Origin of the sequence: Mycobacterium sp. WUMAC-067, assembly GCF_020217485.1 — a bacterium.
GTDB lineage: Bacteria > Actinomycetota > Actinomycetes > Mycobacteriales > Mycobacteriaceae > Mycobacterium.
The window spans coordinates 85,859-107,161 of record NZ_JAEKMI010000017.1 but is presented as its reverse complement, the minus strand read 5'-3'; the positions used below and the strand labels follow the sequence as shown (position 1 = coordinate 107,161).

The 21,303-nt window shown below is 69.7% G+C and carries 21 protein-coding genes and 2 pseudogenes; 10 read left to right on the top strand and 13 right to left on the bottom strand.

Features of this window, described 5'->3' with window-relative positions; all coding sequences use genetic code 11:
- Positions 1-138: 138 nt before the first annotated feature.
- The 3 genes and pseudogenes from JF781_RS14470 to JF781_RS14460 all read right to left on the bottom strand — a co-directional run bounded on the left by JF781_RS14470 (position 139) and on the right by JF781_RS14460 (position 3,237).
- On the bottom strand, positions 139-1,308 hold the full coding sequence (locus JF781_RS14470) for an acyl-CoA dehydrogenase (RefSeq protein ID WP_225329559.1): 1,170 nt from the start codon (positions 1,306-1,308) through the stop codon (positions 139-141).
- An 83-nt stretch (positions 1,309-1,391) separates the two neighbouring features.
- Positions 1,392-1,913, bottom strand: coding sequence for a 5-(carboxyamino)imidazole ribonucleotide mutase (purE, locus tag JF781_RS14465; RefSeq protein WP_225329560.1), 522 nt, complete (start codon positions 1,911-1,913; stop codon positions 1,392-1,394).
- Positions 1,877-3,237: pseudogene (locus JF781_RS14460) on the bottom strand (5-(carboxyamino)imidazole ribonucleotide synthase). The gene purE and the pseudogene JF781_RS14460 overlap by 37 nt, the downstream one beginning before the upstream one ends.
- Positions 3,238-3,347: 110 nt before the next feature.
- Here JF781_RS14460 and JF781_RS14455 point away from each other — a divergent pair.
- Positions 3,348-4,007, top strand: coding sequence for a GtrA family protein (locus JF781_RS14455; RefSeq protein WP_008259906.1), 660 nt, complete (start codon positions 3,348-3,350; stop codon positions 4,005-4,007).
- Here JF781_RS14455 and JF781_RS14450 read toward each other — a convergent pair.
- From JF781_RS14450 to JF781_RS14435, 4 genes and pseudogenes are all read right to left on the bottom strand, one after another.
- Positions 3,962-4,480: a PH domain-containing protein gene (locus JF781_RS14450; RefSeq protein ID WP_225329561.1), complete on the bottom strand. Its 519-nt coding sequence runs from the start codon at positions 4,478-4,480 to the stop codon at positions 3,962-3,964. The genes JF781_RS14455 and JF781_RS14450 overlap by 46 nt on opposite strands.
- A 98-nt stretch (positions 4,481-4,578) precedes the next feature.
- Positions 4,579-5,403 (bottom strand): biotin--[acetyl-CoA-carboxylase] ligase, encoded by an 825-nt coding sequence (locus tag JF781_RS14445; RefSeq protein WP_225329562.1) that lies wholly within the window; start codon positions 5,401-5,403, stop codon positions 4,579-4,581.
- Between the two features lie 17 nt (positions 5,404-5,420).
- On the bottom strand, positions 5,421-6,989 hold the full coding sequence (locus tag JF781_RS14440; protein WP_225329563.1) for an FAD-binding protein: 1,569 nt from the start codon (positions 6,987-6,989) through the stop codon (positions 5,421-5,423).
- A gap of 23 nt (positions 6,990-7,012) precedes the next feature.
- Positions 7,013-7,222 (bottom strand): annotated as a pseudogene (locus JF781_RS14435) (acyl-CoA synthetase); the annotation flags it as partial.
- 316 nt (positions 7,223-7,538) lie between these two features.
- Here JF781_RS14435 and JF781_RS14430 point away from each other — a divergent pair.
- The 7 genes from JF781_RS14430 (at position 7,539) to JF781_RS14400 (ending at position 14,124) form a co-directional block, all read left to right on the top strand.
- Positions 7,539-9,179 carry an acyl-CoA carboxylase subunit beta gene (locus JF781_RS14430; protein ID WP_225329564.1) on the top strand — a complete coding sequence of 547 codons (1,641 nt, stop codon included), beginning with the start codon at positions 7,539-7,541 and terminating at the stop codon, positions 9,177-9,179.
- Positions 9,180-9,202: 23 nt separating this feature from the next.
- Positions 9,203-9,499 carry an acyl-CoA carboxylase subunit epsilon gene (locus tag JF781_RS14425; RefSeq protein WP_225329565.1) on the top strand — a complete coding sequence of 99 codons (297 nt, stop codon included), beginning with the start codon at positions 9,203-9,205 and terminating at the stop codon, positions 9,497-9,499.
- Positions 9,496-10,128, top strand: a complete 633-nt coding sequence (locus JF781_RS14420; RefSeq protein WP_225329566.1) for a nucleoside triphosphate pyrophosphatase — start codon at positions 9,496-9,498, stop codon at positions 10,126-10,128. The genes JF781_RS14425 and JF781_RS14420 overlap by 4 nt, the downstream gene beginning before the upstream one ends.
- Positions 10,129-10,221: 93 nt before the next feature.
- Entirely contained in the window at positions 10,222-11,136 is a 915-nt protein-coding gene (locus JF781_RS14415) for a sulfurtransferase (RefSeq protein ID WP_225329567.1), read from the top strand.
- A gap of 10 nt (positions 11,137-11,146) precedes the next feature.
- Positions 11,147-11,569, top strand: a complete 423-nt coding sequence (locus JF781_RS14410; RefSeq protein ID WP_225329568.1) for a SufE family protein — start codon at positions 11,147-11,149, stop codon at positions 11,567-11,569.
- A gap of 122 nt (positions 11,570-11,691) precedes the next feature.
- Positions 11,692-13,494: an acetyl/propionyl/methylcrotonyl-CoA carboxylase subunit alpha gene (locus JF781_RS14405; protein WP_225329569.1), complete on the top strand. Its 1,803-nt coding sequence runs from the start codon at positions 11,692-11,694 to the stop codon at positions 13,492-13,494.
- 195 nt (positions 13,495-13,689) lie between these two features.
- The gene (locus JF781_RS14400) at positions 13,690-14,124 is read left to right on the top strand and encodes an STAS domain-containing protein (RefSeq protein WP_225329570.1); all 435 of its coding nucleotides are present in this window, start codon (positions 13,690-13,692) and stop codon (positions 14,122-14,124) included.
- On the opposite strand, the gene JF781_RS14395 is transcribed toward JF781_RS14400, so the two are convergent.
- The 6 genes from JF781_RS14395 to JF781_RS14370 form a co-directional block, all read right to left on the bottom strand.
- Complete coding sequence (locus JF781_RS14395) at positions 14,095-14,883, bottom strand: RNA polymerase sigma factor SigF (RefSeq protein ID WP_067166076.1); 789 nt, start codon at positions 14,881-14,883, stop codon at positions 14,095-14,097. The two genes, JF781_RS14400 and JF781_RS14395, sit on opposite strands and share 30 nt — an antisense overlap.
- Positions 14,880-15,317: an ATP-binding protein gene (locus JF781_RS14390; RefSeq protein WP_225329571.1), complete on the bottom strand. Its 438-nt coding sequence runs from the start codon at positions 15,315-15,317 to the stop codon at positions 14,880-14,882. The genes JF781_RS14395 and JF781_RS14390 overlap by 4 nt, the downstream gene beginning before the upstream one ends.
- Before the next feature lie 437 nt (positions 15,318-15,754).
- Positions 15,755-16,066, bottom strand: a complete 312-nt coding sequence (usfY, locus tag JF781_RS14385; protein ID WP_225329572.1) for a protein UsfY — start codon at positions 16,064-16,066, stop codon at positions 15,755-15,757.
- A gap of 47 nt (positions 16,067-16,113) precedes the next feature.
- Positions 16,114-16,497 (bottom strand): hypothetical protein, encoded by a 384-nt coding sequence (locus JF781_RS14380; protein WP_225329573.1) that lies wholly within the window; start codon positions 16,495-16,497, stop codon positions 16,114-16,116.
- A 159-nt stretch (positions 16,498-16,656) separates the two neighbouring features.
- Positions 16,657-17,997, bottom strand: a complete 1,341-nt coding sequence (gene lat, locus JF781_RS14375; RefSeq protein WP_225329574.1) for an L-lysine 6-transaminase — start codon at positions 17,995-17,997, stop codon at positions 16,657-16,659.
- A 63-nt stretch (positions 17,998-18,060) separates the two neighbouring features.
- Entirely contained in the window at positions 18,061-18,513 is a 453-nt protein-coding gene (locus JF781_RS14370) for an Lrp/AsnC family transcriptional regulator (RefSeq protein ID WP_225329575.1), read from the bottom strand.
- Positions 18,514-18,543: 30 nt separating this feature from the next.
- Here JF781_RS14370 and JF781_RS14365 point away from each other — a divergent pair, with 30 nt between their 5' ends.
- Positions 18,544-19,779 (top strand): 2-oxoadipate dioxygenase/decarboxylase family protein, encoded by a 1,236-nt coding sequence (locus JF781_RS14365; RefSeq protein ID WP_225329576.1) that lies wholly within the window; start codon positions 18,544-18,546, stop codon positions 19,777-19,779.
- Positions 19,776-21,296, top strand: coding sequence for an aldehyde dehydrogenase family protein (locus JF781_RS14360; protein ID WP_225329577.1), 1,521 nt, complete (start codon positions 19,776-19,778; stop codon positions 21,294-21,296). Before JF781_RS14365 ends, JF781_RS14360 begins: the two co-directional genes overlap by 4 nt.
- The last annotated feature ends 7 nt before the right edge of the window (positions 21,297-21,303 follow it).

Here is a 21,303-nt window from a genome sequence, read left to right as displayed (position 1 = left end):
CGCGATAAGACCATTGCTCGGTGGCGGTGGTCGGACGGGATAGCCGGTGCCTGTTTACCGACCGTCGGCTTGGACTTCACGCGCCGTGGAGATCCTATGCGGTACGGCCGGCGATTTCCCAACACCCCCGCGAAACGGTCAGCGCAGCAGCGCTCGCGACATCACCACGCGCTGAATCTGATTGGTGCCCTCATAGATCTGGGTGATCTTGGCGTCACGCATCATCCGCTCGACGGGGAAATCGATGGTGTAGCCGGCGCCGCCGAAGAGCTGCACCGCGTCCGTGGTGACCTCCATCGCGACGTCGGACGCCAGGCACTTCGACGCCGCGGAGATGAAGCCGAGGTGGGATTCGCCGCGCTCGGCGCGGGCGGCGGCGTGGTACACCATCAGCCGGGCGGACTCCACCTTCATCGCCATGTCGGCGAGCATGAACTGCACACCCTGGTTGTCGCTGACCGGACGGCCGAACTGCTTGCGGTCCTTGGTGTAGGCGATGGCGGCGTCCAGCGCGCCCTGGGCGATGCCGACCGCCTGCGCCCCGATGGTGGGCCGGGTGTGGTCCAGCGTCGCCAGCGCCGTCTTGAAACCGGTGCCCGGCTCGCCGATGATCCGATCGCCCGGGATGCGGCAGTTCTCGAGGTACAGCTCGGTGGTCGGCGAACCCTTGATGCCGAGTTTGCGCTCCTTAGGCCCGACGCTGAATCCCTCGTCGTCCTTGTGCACCATGAACGACGAAATACCGTTGGCGCCCTTGTCCGGATCGGTCACCGCCATCACCGTGTACCAGCTGGACTTGCCGCCGTTGGTGATCCAGCATTTGGCGCCGTTGAGGATCCAGTCGTCCCCGTCGGCCTTGGCCCGGGTGCGCATCGACCCCGCGTCGCTGCCGGCCTCGCGCTCGGACAGGGCATAGGACGCCATCGCCGAGCCGTCCGCGATCGACGGCAGCACCTGCTTCTTCAGTTCGTCGGAGCCGCGCAGGATCAGCCCCATCGTGCCCAGCTTGTTGACCGCGGGAATCAGCGACGCCGACGCGTCGACGCGGGCGACCTCCTCGATGACGATGCATGCGGCCACCGAGTCGGCGCCCTGCCCGCCGTACTCCTCGGGCACGTGCACGGCGTTGAACCCCGAGGCGTTCAGGGCCTCCAGCGCCTCTTGCGGGAAGCGGGCATTCTCGTCGACGTCGGCGGCGTGCGGGGCGATCTCCTTCTCCGCCAGCGCGCGGATCGCCGCCCGCAATTCCGTGTGCTCCTCGGGCAACTGGAACAGATCAAAGGTGGGGTTTCCGGCCCATCCAGCCATCTCGAGCCTCCTACGCTCTCCTGTGGCGCCCTGCCGAACTGCCCGACTCCTGCGCGGGCGCGGCGCGCCTCGTCGCCAAGCTACTAGTCGGTAACTTTACCCTGGCGCTGCTGTAGCGCCTCATCCTTGGCCCGCACGGTCTCGGCCAGCTGCTTCTGGAAGTCGACGATCCGCGCCCGCAGCGCCGGGTCCGACGACCCGAGGATGCGCACGGCGAGCAGGCCGGCGTTGCGGGCGCCGCCGATGGAGACCGTGGCCACCGGGACACCGGCGGGCATCTGCACGATCGACAGCAACGAGTCGAGGCCGTCGAGGCGCGCGAGCGGCACCGGCACCCCGATCACCGGCAGCGGCGTCGCGGACGCGACCATGCCCGGCAGGTGCGCCGCTCCCCCGGCCCCGGCGATGATCACCTCGATGCCGCGCCCGGCCGCGTCGCGGGCGTAGTCGAACATCACCTGCGGGGTGCGGTGCGCCGAGACGACGCGGACCTCGGCCGGCACGTCGAACTCGGCCAGCGCGGCCGCGGCGTCCTGCATCACCGACCAGTCGCTGTCGCTGCCCATGATCACGCCGACCCGAGCCTGCTGAGGCTGCTCAGCCATGTTGCGCCGCTCCTCCCGCCTTTTCCGATCGCACCGCTCTGTTCATCGTCACCGGCGCATGTGGATCCCATCCGTCCGTCCACTCCCCATGTGACAACCAGTGTGCCGCCAGGTCGGCGCGTTCCCGCAGCTTCGCCACGTTTTCCCGCGCCGGGCCCAAGCCGACGAAGTTGATGTGGCCGACCTTGCGGCCGGGGCGTTCCTGTTTGCCGTACAGGTGCACGCGGGCGTCGGGCATCCGCGCGAACAGGTGGTGCAGCCGCTCGTCGACGCTCATCTGCGGGGGTGTCGCGGCGCCCAGGACGTTGGCCATCACGGTCACCGGCGCGACGGCGTCGGTGTCGCCGAGCGGGTAGTCCAGCACCGCGCGCAGATGCTGTTCGAACTGGCTGGTGCGCGACCCGTCCATGGTCCAGTGCCCCGAGTTGTGCGGCCGCATCGCCAGCTCGTTGACCAGCAGCGCCCCGTCGCCCGTCTCGAACAGCTCGACCGCGAGCACGCCGACCACCCCGAGCTCGCCGGCCAGCCGCAACGCCAGCCCCTGCGCGTGGGCGGAGACGTCGTCGGGCAGGTCCGGCGCGGGGGCGATCACCTGCACGCAGATCCCGTCGCGCTGCACCGTCTCGACGACCGGCCACGCCGCCCCCTGGCCGAACGGCGACCGCGCCACCAGTGCGGACAGCTCGCGGCGCAGGTTCACCTGCTCCTCGGCCATCACCGGCACGCCCGAGACGAGGAAGTCGGCCGCGATCTCGCGGGCGTGCAGCGGGTCGCGGGCCATCCGCACGCCGCGCCCGTCGTAACCCCCGCGGATCGCCTTCACCACCACGGGTCCGGCGATGCCCCGCGCGAACTCGTCGAGTTCGTCGACGCTGCGGATCTCGGCATAGCGGGGCACCGGGACGCCGAGGGCCTCCAACCGCCGCCGCATCACGAGCTTGTCCTGGGCGTGCACCAGCGCCTGCGGCGGCGGCGCCACGTTGACGCCGTCGGCGACCAGCTTGTTCAGCAGCTCGGTCGGCACATGCTCGTGGTCGAACGTCAGCACGTCCGCGCCCGCGGCGACCCGGCGCAGGTCTGCGAGATCGGTGTGGGAGCCGATCACCACGTCGGGCGCGACCAGCGCAGCCGATTCGCCGGCGTCGGTGGCCAGCACCCGCAGCGTCTGCCCCAGGGCGATCGCCGCCTGGTGGGTCATCCGGGCGAGCTGACCGCCACCGACCATCGCGACGACGGGGGTGACCCGGGGAACGGCGCGGGCGGCTGCGGGGGGCGTTTCGAGGGGGGCGGCGCCCGGCGGGCGTGTACTCGGCACGGCCATCATGGTGTCACGGCTCCGCACGCCGCGGCCAAAGCCGTGTTGACCGGGGCCGACACTGAATTGTTATGTACGATTTTGCGTCGAATTTGTGTCCGTCCGTACACTGACGTGTTGTGTCCTTCGCTGAAGCCACGATCGCGCGTCTGCCAAGGGTTTTGCAGCCCTATTTGCTACGCCACCACGAACTGATCAAATTCGCCATTGTCGGCGGAACGACGTTCGTCATCGACTCGGCGATTTTCTATACCCTCAAGCTGACAATTCTTGAGCCCAAACCGGTCACCGCGAAGGTGATCGCCGGCATCGTGGCGGTCATCGCGTCCTACGTGCTGAACCGGGAATGGAGCTTCCGCAACCGCGGCGGGCGCGAGCGCCACCACGAGGCCCTGCTGTTCTTCGCGTTCAGCGGCGTGGGGGTGCTGCTGTCCATGGCGCCGCTGTGGTTCTCCAGCTACGTGCTGCAACTGCGCGTGCCGACGGTGTCGCTGGCGGTGGAAAACCTGGCCGACTTCATCTCGGCCTACATCATCGGAAACCTGCTGCAGATGGCGTTCCGCTTCTGGGCGTTTCGCCGCTGGGTATTTCCGGACCAGTTTGCCCGCACCCCCGACAAGGCCCTGGAATCGGCGCTCACCGCGGGCGGTATTGCCGAGATCTTCGAAGACGAGATCGAGGGCGGAAACGTCACCCTGCTGCGCGCCTGGCGCAATCGGGCCGGGCGGCTGGGTCAGCTCGGCGATTCCTCGGAACCCAGGGTGTCGAAGACTTCGTGATACAGCAGCGCGTGCACCTCGCGTAGCCGCGGAATGTCGTAGAACTCCAACGGATCCTGTGACGCCGACTCGATGATCAGCGTCCCGGTGCGGAACATCCGTTCGGTGATGCGGTCGCGGAATTCCACGCTGTTGATGCGGGCCAGCGGGATGTCGATTCCGGTGCGCGTCAACACCCCGTGCCGGAACATCACCCGGCGGTTCGTCACCACGAAATGGGTGGTCAGCCAGCTTCCGAACGGCCACAGCGTCAGCCACCCGACGATCACCAGCCAGATCCCCCAGATGACGCCGTGGATGATGTTCTTGGCGAGCTGCTCCCAGTGCGTCGAGTTGAGGTAGCCGGAGCCGAACGCCGCCAGCCCGGTCGCCAGGATGAGAACCAGCACCGGCCAGATCAACCGCTTCCAGTGCGGGTGACGGTGCACGATGACGTGCTCGCCGGCGGCCAGCACATTGTCCGGATAGCCCATGCCCGCCGACCTTAGCCGCGCGCCGCGACAGCCCAGGCGTAACTACCGCAGATGGTGGCGACCCGCTGCGCCCGGCTACGCCGCGCTTGCGATCGCCACTACCGCAAATGCACCACATCGCCCGCCGCGACGACGGCGGTCTGCCCGCCGCTTTCCAGGCACAGCCGGCCCTGGTCGTCGATGGCGGTGGCGGTCCCATCGATCTGCTTGCCGCCGGGCAGGTGCGCGCGCACCCGGTTGCCGAGGGTCAGGCTGCGCGCCCGGTAGTCGGCGGCCAACGCCCAGTCGGCGCCGCGCGCGGCGCGCCAGGCCACGATCCGCCGCCCCAGCTCCCGCAGCAGGGCGGACACCAGCTGGGTGCGGTCGGGTTCGGCGACGCCGAGATCGAGCAGCGACGTCGCGCCGGGGCCGTCGATCTCGTCGGCGGACTGAGTCACGTTGAGCCCCAAGCCGATAACCACCACGGGCTTTGCCACCTCGGCGAGAATTCCGGCCAGCTTGCCCGGCGAATCCGCCGGCCCGGCCAGCACGTCGTTGGGCCACTTGAGCCCCACCCGGGCCCCGGACCCTTCCAGCAGCGGAGCGACGGTGTCGACCACCGCCACCCCGGTGGCCAGCGGCAACCACCCCCACCCGGTGCTCGGGACGTCGACGACACTGACACCGACCGACATCGTGATCTGGGCGCGCGGGGTGGCGGACCAGCCGCGGCCGTGCCGCCCCCGGCCGGCGGTCTGGTGCTCGGCGATCAGCACCGCACCCGCGACGTCGGCGCCCGACGCCGCCCGCGCCAGCAGGTCGGCGTTGGTGGACCCGGTCTGCTCGACGACGTCGAGCTGACGCCAGCCCAGCCCGGTGCCGATCAACTCGGCGCGCAGCGCGGCGGCGTCCAGTGGTGCTCGAAGTTGATCTCGGTCTGTCACCGGACCCAGCCTAGAACTCAGGGCCGACGGGCGCGCATGTCCAGCACGGCCAGGTGGCTGAACAGCATGCTGGTTCCGATCGGGTTGCCCCCGCCGGGATACGCGGTGCCGCTGGGCGCGGCCATCGTGTTGCCCGCCGCGTACAGGCCTGGAATCGGGTGGCCCGACGTGTCGAGCACCCGCGCCGCGGCGTCGGTGCGCAGGCCGCCCTTGGTGCCCAGGTCCGAGATGCCGAACGCCGCGGCGTGATAGGGCGGGGTGTCGATGGGCACCAGCGGCGACGCGCCCGCCGAGAACGCGCGATCGAATGCCTCGTCGCCGCGGCCGAAGTCCTCGTCGACGCCGGAGGCGGCAAAATCGTTGAACCGCTTGACCGTTGCCGCCAGCCGCTCCCCCGGCACCCCGATCTTGGTGGCCAGTTCCTCGAGGGTGTCCGCGGAATGCCACAGGCCGGCGGCCACGTACTTCTCGGTCTCGACGATCGACACGTTGGCCGCCTTGACCGGCGGCACCTCGCCCTCGGAGTCGTCGTAGATCATCCAGTACGGCAACGTGATCGAGCCGTCGGCCAGCTGCGCGATGATCTCGCGGCCGGCCCGGTCGTAGGCCCGGGACTCGTTGACGAACCGGTCGCCGTCCTGGTTGACGAAGATGCCGCCGGTGAACCACAGCGCGAAGGCGGACCGGCCGTCGGGATGGGTCATGCCCGGCGACCACCACGCCTGGTCCAGCAGGTCGGTGTCCGCGCCCGCGGCGATGCCGGCCTGCAACGCCAGGCCGCGACTTCCCGGTCCGCCCATGGTGTCTCGCGCCACGCCCGGCACCCCGTACGCGCGGCGCAGCTCGTCGTTGGCTTCGAAGCCCCCGGCGGCCAGCAGCACGCCCCGGCGGGCGCGGATGGCGCCGCGCTGCCCGCCGGTCTCGACGATCGCGCCGGTGACCCTGCCGTCGGACACCACGAGTTCGACCAGGGCGGTGTCGCGCCGCAGCGACGCGCTCGGGTACTGGCCGATGGCCTTGAGGAAGCGGGCGATCAGCGCGCGGCCCCCGACGTAGTAGTCGGACGGCGGTTCGGCGCCGAGACGGTCGGTGTCCAGCGGCCCGCGGATCGCGTCGCGGAATTCGGGGGCGGCGGCCACCGCCAGCGGCTTGGCCGCGATGTGGCGCTGGCCGTCGAGGCGCGCCTTGGGCGCCTTGCCGTAGTAGTCGGGCCACGGCAACGGCACGAACTTCAGGTTCGGGTCGGCCTCCAGGTACTCGATCAGCGGCGCGCCGCCGCGAACGTAGGTTTCCTGCAGTTCGCGCGGGGTGCGATCGCCGACCACCGCGTGGTAGTAGGTGAGCGCGTCCTCGATGGTGTCGTCGGTGCCGGCGCGGAGCAGCACCGGATTGCACGGGAACCAGACGCCGCCCCCGCCGGAATACGCCGTGGTGCCACCGAATTTGGACGTCGCCTCGACCAGGAGCACGTCGAGGCCTTCGCGCGCCGCGGTGTACGCGCCGGTGACGCCGCCACCGCCCGATCCCGCGACCAGTACGTCGCACTCGGCCGTCCAGTCCGCGGTTCCCAACAGGCGGGCGTCCATCAGCGGAGACTACCTCGCCGCGCTCACAGGTAGCGCCGCCGGCCGTGCGACGCGAATTCCGCGTCGAGCGAGCGCTTTTCGTCGGCGCTCATCCGGTGGTACGCGGGCGCTCCCCGCCCGGCCCACCGATACACCGGTTCGTCGGTGTGCCAGCGCTGGCGTTGCAGCACGCGCTTGAGCACCTTGTTGGAGCCGGCGACGGGCAGGCTCGCCGACAGCCGCAGGAACCGGGGACGCTCGGGTCGTCCGCCGGGTCCGGTCGCGGATCCCCGCCCGGTTCCAGGCGACCCGTCGCGTCGTAACGGATCACGGTGCCCGACGCCCACCGCGCACCGACCGGGCATTCGGCCAGCAGTGCCGCGCAGCGCACCACGGTGTCGGCGTCGGCCGCCGACTCGTGGAGCCGGTCGAAGTGGGAAATGATCCGCAGCACGGAGGCGGAATCGGATCCCAGTTCCGACATGCGCACCGGGTCGGCGTTCATCAGCGGAGGTTACCGTCAAAGCCCTTCACAGGGACGGGCTACCAGCCACGCTAAGCTCGACACCCATGACGAGCGTTACCGACCACACTGCGGAGCCCGCTGCGGAACACACGATCGACATCCACACCACCGCGGGCAAGCTGGCCGAACTGCACAAGCGTCGCGAGGAGTCGCTGCACCCGGTGGGTGAAGAGGCCGTCGAGAAGGTGCACGCCAAGGGCAAGCTGACCGCCCGCGAGCGCATCCTCGCCCTGCTCGACGAGGACTCGTTCGTCGAGCTCGACGCGCTGGCCCGGCACCGCAGCAAGAATTTCGGCCTGGAGAACAACCGCCCGCTCGGCGACGGCGTGATCACCGGCTACGGCACCATCGACGGCCGCGACGTGTGCATCTTCAGCCAGGACGCCACGGTGTTCGGCGGCAGCCTCGGCGAGGTGTACGGCGAGAAGATCGTCAAGGTCCAGGAGCTGGCGATCAAGACCGGCCGCCCGCTGATCGGCATCAACGACGGCGCTGGGGCGCGCATCCAGGAGGGCGTCGTCTCGCTCGGCCTCTACAGCCGCATCTTCCGCAACAACATCCTGGCGTCCGGCGTCATCCCGCAGATCTCCCTGATCATGGGGGCCGCCGCCGGTGGGCACGTCTACTCCCCCGCGCTGACCGACTTCGTGGTCATGGTCGACCAGACCAGCCAGATGTTCATCACCGGGCCCGACGTCATCAAGACCGTCACCGGCGAGGACGTCACCATGGAGGAGCTGGGCGGCGCCCACACCCACATGGCCAAGTCGGGCACGCTGCACTACGTCGCCTCCGGTGAGCAGGACGCCTTCGACTGGATCCGCGACCTGCTGAGCTACCTGCCGCCCAACAACGCGACCGACCCGCCCCGCTACGCCGAGCCGCACCCGCCGGGCGCCATCGAGGACAACCTCACCGAGGAGGACCTCGAGCTGGACACGCTGATCCCGGACTCGCCCAACCAGCCCTACGACATGCACGAGGTCATCACCCGCATCCTCGACGACGACGAATTCCTGGAAGTCCAGGGGGGTTACGCGCAGAACATCGTCGTCGGGTTCGGCCGCATCGACGGCCGGCCGGTCGGGATCGTGGCCAACCAGCCGACGCAGTTCGCCGGCTGCCTGGACATCAACGCCTCGGAGAAGGCGGCCCGGTTCGTGCGGACCTGCGACTGCTTCAACATCCCGATCATCATGCTGGTCGACGTGCCGGGCTTCCTGCCGGGCACCGGCCAGGAATACAACGGCATCATCCGGCGCGGCGCCAAGCTGCTCTACGCCTACGGCGAGGCCACCGTCCCCAAGATCACCGTCATCACCCGCAAGGCCTACGGCGGCGCCTACTGCGTCATGGGCTCAAAGGACATGGGCTGCGACGTCAACATCGCCTGGCCGTCGGCGCAGATCGCCGTGATGGGGGCCTCCGGAGCCGTCGGGTTCGTCTACCGCAAGCAGCTTTCCGAGGCGGCCAAGGAGGGTAAGGACGTCGACGCGCTGCGGCTGGAATTGCAGCAGGAGTACGAGGACACCCTGGTCAACCCGTACGTCGCGGCCGAGCGCGGTTACGTCGACGCGGTGATCCCGCCGTCGCACACCCGCGGCTACATCGGCACGGCGCTGCGTCTGCTGGAACGCAAGATCGCCCACCTGCCCCCCAAGAAGCACGGGAACATTCCGCTGTGAGTCGAGCGAGCGGAGCGAACGCAGTGAGCGACGGGAACGAGACGAACAATTCGGCTCCCGTGAGTCAGAACGACGAAAACGGCTCTGCGGCAACCGAAGCCGCGCCCGAGGCGCACGAGCCGCACATCCAGATCCTCAAGGGCGAACCCACCCTCGAGGAGGTGGCCGCGCTGGTCGCGGTGCTGGGCTGCGCCGGCGGCGGGCCGGAGCCCGAGCAGCCCGAGGAGACCCGCTGGGGCCTCCCGGTCGACCGGCTGCGGTTCGCGATGTCGAACTACCAGCGGCTGACCATGCAGCAAATGACGCACATGAGGCGTTGACCCGCCTGGTGCTGGCGTCGGCCTCGGCCGGCCGGCTCAAGGTGTTGCGGCAGGCGGGCGTCGATCCGCTGGTGGTGGTGTCCGGCGTCGACGAGGACGCGGTCGCGGCCGCGCTGGGGCCCGACGCCTCGCCGAGTGACGTCGTGTGCGGCCTGGCCCGGGCCAAGGCCGAACAGGTCGCCGGCGAGCTGGACGGCGGCGTCGCGGCCGATTGCGTTGTCATTGGCTGTGATTCGATGCTTTTCCTCGACGGCCGGCTGTGCGGCAAGCCCGGGTCGGCCGACGCCGCTGCGAGCCAGTGGCGCCTCATGGGCGGGCGGTCCGGCGGGCTGCACACCGGGCACTGTCTGCTGCGGCTGTCCGACGGCGCAATCACCCATCGTGAGGTCGAATCCGCTTGCACCACAGTTCATTTCGCTGATCCGACGGATGCCGATCTGAGCGCCTACGTGGCCGGCGGCGAACCGTGGCACGTGGCGGGCGGCTTCACCCTCGACGGCCTGGGCGGCTGGTTCGTCGACAAGATCGAAGGCGACCCGTCGAACGTGATCGGCGTGAGCCTGCCGCTGCTGCGGACCCTGCTGGGGCGGGCCGGGCTGTCGGTGGCCGCGCTGTGGGCGGCGAACTGACCCCGAGCGTCGACTCGTTGGGCCGATGGGGGCGAATCGGCGACAACACGTCGACGTTGGTGACGAAATCCCGGGATGAGTAGGCTCGGCAACGTGGCATTACCCCCCGATCCAAGCCCGACACTGTCGAACTACGCCCACCCCGAGCGACTGGTCACCGCCGACTGGCTCTCCGCCCACCTGGGCACCCCCGGCCTGGTGATCGTCGAGTCCGACGAGGACGTATTGCTCTACGACGTGGGCCACATCCCCGGCGCGGTGAAAGTCGACTGGCACACCGACCTCAACGACCCCCGGGTCCGCGACTACATCGACGGCGCGCAGTTCGCGGAGTTGATGGACCGCAAGGGCATCGCCCGCGACGACACCGTGGTGATCTACGGCGACAAGAGCAACTGGTGGGCCGCCTATGCGCTGTGGGTGTTCACGCTTTTCGGTCACCCGGATGTGCGCCTGCTCAACGGCGGCCGCGACCTGTGGCTGGCCGAACGCCGGGAGACCACGCTGGACGTCCCCACCAAGACGTCCACCGGCTACCCCGTCGTCACGCGCAACGACGAGCCCATCCGCGCGTTCAAGGACGACGTGCTGGAGATTCTCGGCAGCCAGCCGTTGATCGACGTGCGCTCGCCGGACGAGTACACCGGCAAGCGCACCCACATGCCCGAGTACCCCGAGGAGGGCGTGCTGCGCGGCGGCCACATCCCGACCGCCCGGTCGATCCCGTGGGCCAAGGCGGTCGACGAGAGCGGCCGATTCCGCAGCCGCGACGAGCTCGAGGAGCTCTACGGCTTCCTCGAGCCGGACGACAAGACCGTCGTGTACTGCCGCATCGGCGAACGGTCCAGCCACACCTGGTTCGTCCTGACGCACCTGCTGGGCAAGCCCGGCGTGCGCAATTACGACGGATCGTGGACCGAATGGGGCAACACCGTGCGCACCCCGATCGTCGCGGGCCAGGAACCGGGACCAGCACCGGGGCCCGCACCGGGGCGCGTCTCCGTCTGATGGGTGCGCCATGAGCATGCCCGCGCCGCTGGCCGAGGTGGTCTCCGACTTCGCCGAGGTCGAGGGCCAGGACAAGCTGAAGCTGCTGCTGGAATTCGCCGACGAGCTGCCGGACCTGCCGCCCGAGCTGGAAGAGCGGGCCATGGAGCCGGTGCCCGAGTGCCAGACCCCGCTGTTCTTGCACGTCGACGCCAGCGACCCGAACCGGGTGCGGTTGCACTTCAGCGCGCCCGCCGAATCGCCGACCACCCGGGGTTTCGCGTCGATCCTGGCGACCGGTCTGGACGAGCAGCCCGCCGCCGACATCCTGGCGGTGCCCGAGGATTTTTACGACGACCTCGGGTTGGCCGCGCTGATCAGTCCGCTACGGCTGCGCGGCCTCTCGGCGATGCTCGCCCGCATCAAGCGCAGGCTGCGCGAGCCGACCGGGTAAACCCGGACCGCCTCGTCGGCCCAACGGCGCGGCGCTTAGACTTCCCGAGAACTCGTTGTAAGAAATTCTCTTAGAGAAGCCCGCAGAAATACGTCTGCGACCGATGCCATACAGGAGGCGCTGTGGCCAGTCACGCCAGCTCGAGGATCTCCAAAGTCCTCGTCGCCAACCGCGGCGAGATCGCTGTCCGGGTGATCCGCGCGGCCCGCGACGCGGGCCTGTCCAGCGTGGCGGTGTACGCCGAACCCGACGCCGACGCGCCCCACGTGCGTCTGGCCGACGAGGCGTTCGCGCTGGGCGGTCAAACGTCCGCGGAGTCCTACCTGGACTTCGGCAAGCTCCTCGACGCGGCGGCCAAGTCCGGCGCCAACGCCGTCCACCCCGGCTACGGATTCCTGTCGGAGAACGGCGATTTCGCCCAGGCGGTCATCGACGCGGGCCTGATCTGGATCGGCCCCAGCCCGCAGTCCATCCGCGATCTCGGCGACAAGGTCACCGCCCGCCACATCGCCGCCCGCGCCCAGGCCCCGCTGGTGCCCGGCACCCCCGACCCGGTCAAGGACGCCGACGAGGTGGTGGCCTTCGCCAAGGAATACGGCGTGCCGATCGCGATCAAGGCGGCCTTCGGCGGCGGCGGCCGCGGCATGAAGGTGGCCCGCACCATCGAAGAGATTCCCCACCTGTTCGAGTCGGCCACCCGTGAGGCCGTCGCGGCGTTCGGCCGCGGCGAGTGCTTCGTCGAGCGCTACCTGGACAAGCCGCGCCACGTGGAGGCGCAGGTGATCGCCGACCAGCACGGCAACGTCATCGTCGCCGGCACCCGTGACTGCTCGCTGCAGCGCCGGTTCCAGAAGCTGGTGGAAGAGGCGCCCGCGCCGTTCCTGACCGACGCGCAGCGCAAGGAGATCCACGAGTCCGCCAAGCGGATCTGCAAGGAGGCCCACTACTACGGCGCCGGGACCGTCGAATACCTGGTCGGCCAGGACGGCCTGATCTCCTTCCTGGAGGTCAACACGCGCCTGCAGGTCGAGCACCCGGTCACCGAGGAGACCGCCGGCATCGACCTGGTCCTGCAGCAGTTCAAGATCGCCAACGGCGAGAAGCTGGACCTCACCGAGGACCCCACCCCGCGCGGGCACGCCATCGAGTTCCGGATCAACGGCGAGGACGCCGGACGGGGCTTTTTGCCCGCGCCGGGACCGGTCACCCGCTACGACATCCCCACCGGGCCCGGCGTCCGGCTGGATTCGGGCGTCGAGGCCGGCTCGGTGATCGGCGGCCAGTTCGACTCCATGCTGTCCAAGCTGATCGTCTACGGCGCCACCCGCGAGGAGGCGCTGGCCCGCTCCCGCCGCGCGCTGGACGAATTCCACGTCGAGGGGCTGGCCACGGTCATCCCGTTCCACCGCGCCGTGGTGAGCGACCCGGCGTTCATCGGTGACGGCGAGAGCTTCTCGGTCCACACGCGCTGGATCGAGACCGAGTGGAACAACACGATCGAACCGTTCACCGGCGGCGAGCCCCTGGACGAGGAGGCGGACGCCCGGCCCCGCCAGAAGGTCGTCGTGGAGGTCGGCGGCCGCCGGCTCGAGGTGTCGCTGCCCGGCGATCTGGCGCTGTCCAACGGCGGCTCCGGCGGCGGCGAGGCCGGTGTCATCCGCAAGAAGCCCAAGCCACGCAAGCGGGGGGCGCACGCCGGTGCGGCCGCCTCCGGCGACGCGGTCACCGCGCCCATGCAGGGCACCGTGGTCAAGGTCGCGGTCGAGGAAGGCCAGGAGGTTGCCACCGGCGACCTGGTGGTCGTCCTCGAGGCGATGAAGATGGAGAACCCGGTCACCGCGCACAAGGACGGGGTCATCACCGGGCTCGCCGTCGAGGCCGGCGCCGCCATCACGCAGGGCACGGTGCTCGCCGAGATCAAGTAGCGGCCCTGAGAGAGTTCACAGGGAACGTTGTCGCCCCTGGCTACCGCGAGTAGGGTATCGGGCAAGGTTGAGTTCACAGCCTCCCGGGATACGTCGATGGCGTGGGGGTAGGCGAAATTCCCTGCTTCTCCGAACTTTTTGCAGTCGGTTAACGTATTCCTGACTATTCCCGTAGCAGTAATCCTGCTCAACAGGATGGAGTCAGCAATGCCTGTGGCCCAATCTTGGCAACAAAGCCGCACGGCGCAGTTCACTGCGCGGTGGGGCCCGGTCGGCACCCTGATCACGGTCGACGGCGAGCTCGACGCGGCCAACGCCGATCAGCTCGCCGCCTACGTCCAAAAGAGCCTCAACCGCTCCCGACGGGTGGTCCTCGACCTGCGCGGCCTGAAATTCGTTGGCACCGCAGGCTTTTCGGCGCTGCACCGGATCAACGTGCTGTGCTCGGCCGCCCAGGTCTCGTGGGCCATGGCGCCGAGCCCGGCGGTGGCCAGGTTGCTGCGCGTCTGCGACCCGGACGGCCAGCTCCCGGTGACGACGCCCAAGGCCGAGCCGCTCCTGGAGCCGCTGTGGGTCGACGACGACGAAAACCCCCGGCCGCTACTGCAACTGGTCCCGCAGCCGCGTTAGCGATTTCGCCAGCAGGCGCGACACGTGCATCTGTGAGATGCCGACCCGCTCGGCGATCTGCGTTTGCGTCATCGACTCGAAGAACCGCAGCACCAACACCGTGCGTTCCCGCTCGGGCAGCGCCTCGAGCAGCGGGCGTAGCGATTCCTGGTCCTCGATGCGGTCCAGGCCGGTGTCCACATCGCCGAGGGTGTCGGCGATCGCGCGGGCTTCCTCCTCCTCGCCCCCGCCGCCGCTGTCGATCGACAAGGTGTTGTAGGAGCTGCCGGCGACCAGGCCCTCGACCACCTCTTCGCGGTCCATCTCGAGCTCCGCGGCGAGTTCGGTCGCGGTGGGCGCGCGGCCCAGCCGTTGGGACAGATCGGCGGTCGCGGTGCCGAGCCGCAGGTGTAGTTCCTTGAGCCGCCGCGGCACCTTGACCGACCAGCTGTTGTCGCGGAAGTGGCGGCGGACCTCGCCCATGATCGTGGGCACCGCGAACGAAACGAAGTCGGAGCCGGCGTCGACGTCAAAACGCACCACCGCGTTGACCAACCCCACGCGCGCCACCTGGACGAGGTCGTCGCGCGGTTCCCCGCGGCCCTCGAAGCGGCGCGCGATGTGGTCGGCCAGCGGCAGGCAGCGCTCGACGATCTTGTCCCGCTGGCGCTGAACTTCCATGGAGTCGGGCGCGACGGAGGCCAACTCACGGAACATGTCCGGAACATCGGCGTACTCGTTCGGACGCGAGACCGAACCGCCGGCAGCTCGCGGTGTCACCTGCTGGAGGCCGCCCGTCGCGCCGTCAGTGTGATGCCGAAAACACTGCCGGTTTCATTGGGTTCGCGACCGTCGTGAAAAGTCTGGACGTCGTCGGCCAAGGACGTCAGCACATGCCAACTGAAGCTGCCGGGCGCCACCACGTCGTGGGTGTCGCATGCCGCGGAGGCCTCCACCACCAATTGGTCGTCCTGCGGATCGACCACGACGCTCAGCGTCGCGTCGGGAGTGGCCGAGCGAATCAACCGGGTGCACACCTCATCGACCGCGAGCCGCAGGTCCGCCACCGCATCGAAATCCAGGTCCTCGAAGGTGCCGATCGCGCCGACCAGGGTGCGCAGCATCGCGAGGTTCTCCAGGCGCGCTGCGACGTGAAGTTCGACAGCGCGATGGCCGCGCGGACGCTTGTTGGCGTGCGATCCAGCATCGTGCATATGGTCTCCCGGCATGGTTTGACTGACACTACTACTGCTCCTCAGCCCGCCCTGGACCGTGCGTTCGAGCCGGTTAGTCATGATCGCCGCCGGGTATTCGGCCCGCTGTGGACGGGCCTGACACGACCGATGCAGACCGGACGCGCCGGCTTAGGCGCGTCGCGGTAATCGCCGGGGTCACGCTGATCGTTTTGTTGGTGCTCGCAGTAGGCATTTATGTCGGTGTGTTCGTGATTTTGTCCCCCATGATGGGGTGAGGTCTTTTCCGTCCAAGCAAACGCAACCGTTCCGGCACTCATCATGGTGCACACCTGATACCCACTCGCCGCCGCCCGTAATCTCGGATCCGGGTTTCCGGCAAAAACTCACAACGGGTGACGTCGTGGCAGGTCACCCCGGAAAAAGCGGAGAGCGGACGGTGTTTCGGTGGCGGCGCCCTAGCTGGCGGGCCATTGCCTGAGCACCTCGGGGTGCTCGGAGTACCACCGATCGGCGATCCTGCGTATCCGGCGGTGTTCCACCGCCAGCCAGACGAGACCCAGCGCCGCGGCGATGACGGCCGTGACGCCGGCGGTCATGCCCTCGTGGTGGTGTCCGGTCGCGAAGGCCGCGAGGCTTCCGCAGGTGCCGATCACGCCCGCGACCACCAACAGATATCCCGGCCAGTGCAGGACGTCGATCAGCGACTCGCCGGCGAGCGGCCGCGTGGTCCTGAGATGGTCGACGGGGTCGTGATAGGTGTCTCCCATGGCTGCTCCTCACCGCACCATCAACGTTAGATCGCGGGGAAGCAAACCTAAAGGGCCAGTACCGGACCGGCGATCGGGGCAACGCCCATGGCGACCATCAGCGCCATGACGGTCAGCAAGAACCAGCCGGCGCCCTGCCATCCCCACCAGGTTCCGCGGGCCTTCCACACGAGGTAGGTGCGCACGAACGCCCAGATCCCGGCGGCCAGCGCGATCATCGGACCGCCGAACGCCAGCAGGGTGCGCTGCGGCGGGCCGCAGGCCACGGTGTCGACGCCCCCGGTCGGACACGTGCTCACCCACACCGCGGCGATCAGCAGGAAGCCGACGGCGGCGGCCGTCGCCGCGACGGCGAACCGGACCGCGGCGAGCACCTCGCGGTCTTCCTGCCCCAGGCGATCACCGCCTGGTCGCTCGCCTGCTTTCTGCATCGTCCTCACCTCCCCGGATTCGGCCCCGGCGTGCCCCGCCCCCGGCCCCGCCTAAGTTCATCGCTCGCCGCACCGTTTTGGTTACGCGCCGCGACGCCGGCTCGCCACCGACGGCTCTAAGAAGTACCCCCTGACAAACCGGGGCAAACGGGCTCGGTCTCAGGTCAGGCCGGTCACCGCGGCGCGCATGGCCCGCATCGCCGCGTCGATCTCGGCGCGCGTGACGGTCAGCGCAGGACGGAACCGGACGCCGTCGCGGCCCGAGGGCAGCACGATCACCGCGCGCCGCCACAGCCGGCGGATCAGCTCGTCGCGGTCGGCGGCGCTCGGCAGGCTGAACGCGCACATCAGGCCGCGGCCGCGGGGATCGAGGACGACGCCGGGGAACTCGCCGGCGAGCTGCTCGAGGCAGCCCAGCAGGTAGGCGCCCTGCGCGGCGGCGTGGTCGAAGAGTTCGTCGGCCTCGATCACCTCCAGGATGCGGCGGGCGCGCACCATGTCGGCCAGGTTGCCGCCCCACGTCGAGTTCAGCCGGGACGGCACCGCGAACACGTTGTCGGCGACCTCGTCGACCCGCCGGCCCGCCATGATGCCGCACACCTGGGTCTTCTTCCCGAACGCGACCACGTCGGGTTGCACGCCGAATTGCCGGTAGGCCCAAGCGGTTCCGGTCAGGCCGCAGCCGGTCTGCACCTCGTCGAAGATCAGCAGGGCGTCGTGCCGGTCGCACAGTTCGCGCATGGCGGCGAAGAACTCGGGCCGGAAGTGGCGGTCCCCGCCTTCCCCCTGGATGGGTTCGGCCACGAAGCAGGCGATGTCGTGCGGGTGGGCTTCGAAGGCGGCGCGGGCCTGGGCCAGCGACGCGGCCTCGAGCGCGGCCACGTCGGCGCCCGGCCGGAGGTAGGGGGCGTCGATGCGCGGCCAGTCGAACGTGGGGAAGCGATCCACGGTGACCGGGTTGGTGTTGGTCAGCGACAGCGTGTAGCCGCTGCGGCCGTGGAAGGCGCCGCGCAGGTGCAGCACCCGGGTGCCCAGCGCGCGGTCGACACCGCGCGCTTCGTTGAGCCGGCTCTTCCAGTCGAACGCCACCTTGAGCGCGTTCTCCACCGCGAGCGCCCCGCCGTCGACGAAGAACAGGTGCGGCAACGCCGGGTCGCCCAGCACCCGGGCGAACGTCTCGACGAAGCGGGCCATCGCCACCGAGTACACGTCGGAATTGCTGGGCTTGTTCAGGGCGGCCGCGACGAGCTCCGCCCGGAATTCGTCGTCGGCGGCCAGCGCCGGGTGGTTCATGCCCAGCGCCGAGGAGGCGAAGAACGAGAACATGTCGAGGTAGCGCCGGCCGTCGCGGGCGTCGCAGAGGTAGGAGCCCTGCGAGCGGTCCAGATCGAGGACGAAGTCGAAGCCGTCGACCAGCATGCTGCGCGCCAGCACCGCGTGGACGGCGTCGGCATCCACACGGCGACCGGCGGGCGCGAAACGTTCCATGGCGGCCGTCATGACGCCCATGGTACGGGCATGATGGCGCATTTTTACACTATTGTTGCGCCGTGACAGGATAATTTATGGAATATGCTGCCGATCTGTGTAAAAAGTATTGAGAATGATGGTGCTGCGGGTCTTGACGTTCGCCGCCGTCCGGATTCGCTGCAGCAGGTCCTCGAGCGCCCGGGCGGATGCGACGCGCACCAGCAGGACGTAGCTTTCTTCGCCGGCCACCGAGTGACACGATTCGATCTCCTCGATGTGCTCGAGGCGGGCGGGCGCATCATCGGGTTGAGAGGGATCCAGAGGAGTGATGGCCACGAACGCCGACAGCAGGTGCCCGACGGCCTCCGGGTCGATGCGCGCCGAGTATCCGGCGATGACGCCGCGGGCCTCGAGCCTGCGCACCCTCGACTGGACCGCCGAGACCGACAGCCGGGCGCTGGCCGCCAACTCCGCCAGCGTCGCGCGTCCGTCGGCGACCAGCTCGCGCACCAGAATCCGGTCGACGTCGTCGAGCGTCTCACTCATGGCCGGAGACTATCGCAGGAACGGCGCGCCGTGAGCCGCGCGAAATGGCTGCCGACGTGGCAGCTTCGCGCGCTTTTCGCCGCGGGCCTCTCGGCGATGTACGCCGCCGAGGTGCCCGCCTACGGCACCCTGGTCGCGGTGAGCGAGCGGGTCAACGCCGATGTCGCGGCGCGCCACCCCGACGCCGAACGGTTCGGTTCGCTGCGGCGCGTCACGGCCGAGCGGCACGGCGCCATCCGGGTGGGCAGCCCGGCCGAACTGGCCGCGGTCGCCGACCTTTTCGCCGCGTTCGGCATGCTGCCGGTCGGCTACTACGACCTGCGCTGCGCGGCCTCACCCGTCCCCGTGGTGTCGACCGCCTTCCGGCCCGTCGATGCAAACGAGCTGTCGCTCAATCCTTTTCGGGTGTTCACCTCGATGCTGGCCACCCACGACGCGCGGTTCTTCGACCGTGACCTGCGCCGCCGCGTCGAGGCCTTCCTGGCGCGCCGCCAACTGTTCGATCCCGCGCTGCTCGCCCGCGCGCGTGAGGTCACCGCCGAGGACGGCTGCACCGCCGACCGGGCGCGGGAGTTCGTCGCGGCGGCGGTGGCGGCGTTCGCCCTGTCGGCCGAGCCCATCGACAAGTCCTGGTACGACGAGTTGTCACGGGTGTCCGCGGTGGCCGCCGACATCGCCGGCGCCGGCTCCACCCACCTCAACCACCTGACGCCCCGCGTCCTCGACATCGACGATCTGTACCGGCGGATGACCGGGCGCGGCATCGCCATGATCGACGCCATCCAAGGGCCGCCGCGCACCGACGGGCCGGCGGTGTTGTTGCGCCAGACCTCTTTTCGCGCCCTGGCCGAACCCCGCCGGTTCCGCGGCGAGGACGGTCGGATCACCGAGGGGACGCTGCGGGTGCGCTTCGGCGAAGTGGAGGCCCGCGGTGTCGCGCTGACACCGAAGGGCCGCGCGCGCTACGACGCCGCGATGAGCGCCGCCGACCCGGCCGCGGTGTGGGCGGATCACTTTCCGCCCACCGACGAGCGGATGGCCGCCGAGGGGCTGGGCTATTACCGCGGCGGCGACCCGTCGGCGCCGATCGTCTACGAGGACTTCCTGCCCGCCTCGGCGGCGGGCATCTTCCGGTCCAACCTGGACTCCGACGCCGAAACCGCGGACGCACCAGACGAATCCGGCTACGACGCGCAGTGGCTGGCCGGGGCGATCGGCCGCGACGTCGCCGACCCGTACGCCCTCTACGAAAAGGCATGCTCATGACCACCGAACAGTTGCGCGCCCGCGTCCGCACGGCCTTCGAGGCGATCGGCGTCACCGCGAGCCTCGGCGAGCCGGACGCCCACGGGTTGCCCGCCAGCACGCCGATCACCGGCGAGGTGCTGTTCACCGTCGCGCTCACCACAGCAGAGCGGGCCGATGCGACGATCGCCCAAGCGGCCCAAGCCTTTTCGGTGTGGCGAACCACGCCCGCCCCCGTCCGCGGCGCGCTGGTGGCGCGCCTGGGCGAGCTGCTCACGGCGCACAAGGACGAGCTGGCCACCCTGGTGACCGTCGAGGTCGGCAAGATCACCTCCGAGGCGGCCGGCGAAGTGCAGGAGATGATCGACGTCTGCCAGTTCGCCGTCGGCCTGTCGCGCCAGCTCTACGGGCGCACCATCGCGTCGGAACGCCCCGGGCACCGGCTGCTGGAGACCTGGCACCCGCTGGGCGTGGTGGGGGTGATCACCGCGTTCAACTTCCCGGTCGCCGTGTGGGCGTGGAACGCCGCGCTGGCCCTGGTGTGCGGGGACCCGGTGGTGTGGAAGCCCTCGGAGCTGACGCCGTTGACGGCGCTGGCCACCCAGGCGCTGATCGCCCGGGCCGCGGCCGACGTCGGCGCCCCGCCCGCGGTGAGCTCCCTGATACTGGGCGACCGCGACCTCGGCGGGCTGCTGGTGGACGACCCCCGGGTCGCGCTGGTGTCCGCGACCGGTTCGGTCCGGATGGGCCGCGAGGTCGGCCCCCGCGTCGCCGCGCGGTTCGGCCGGGTGCTGCTGGAACTGGGCGGCAACAACGCCGCCATCGTGACGCCGTCGGCCGACCTGGACCTCGCGGTGCGGGCCATCGTGTTCGCCGCCGCCGGCACCGCCGGCCAACGCTGCACCAGCCTGCGCCGGCTCATCGTCCACCACTCGGTGGCCGACGAGGTGGTGGACCGCGTCGTGTCCGCCTTCCGGCAACTGCCCATCGGCGACCCGTGCGCACCCGGCACCCTGATCGGGCCGCTCATCCACGAGACCGCCTACCGCGACATGGTGGGGGCGCTGGAATCCGCGCGCGCCGACGGCGGCGAGGTCATCGACGGCGACCGCCGGCACCCGCAGGGCCGCGAGCAGCCGAATTCCTACTACGTCGCGCCGGCCGTGGTGCGCATGCCCGGGCAGACCGCCATCGTGGCGAGCGAGACGTTCGCGCCCATCCTCTACGTGCTGACCTACCACGAGCTGGCCGACGCGATAGCCCTCAACAACGCCGTGCCGCAGGGGCTTTCGTCGTCCATCTTCACCACGGACCTGCGCGAGGCCGAACAGTTCCTGGCCGAATCCGACTGCGGAATCGCCAATGTCAACATCGGCACGTCCGGCGCGGAGATCGGCGGCGCGTTCGGTGGCGAGAAGGAAACCGGCGGCGGGCGGGAATCGGGCACGGACTCGTGGAAGGCCTACATGCGCCAAAGTACCAATACCGTCAATTATTCCGGCGAGTTGCCGCTGGCCCAGGGAGTGGAGTTCGGCTGAGGCGTTG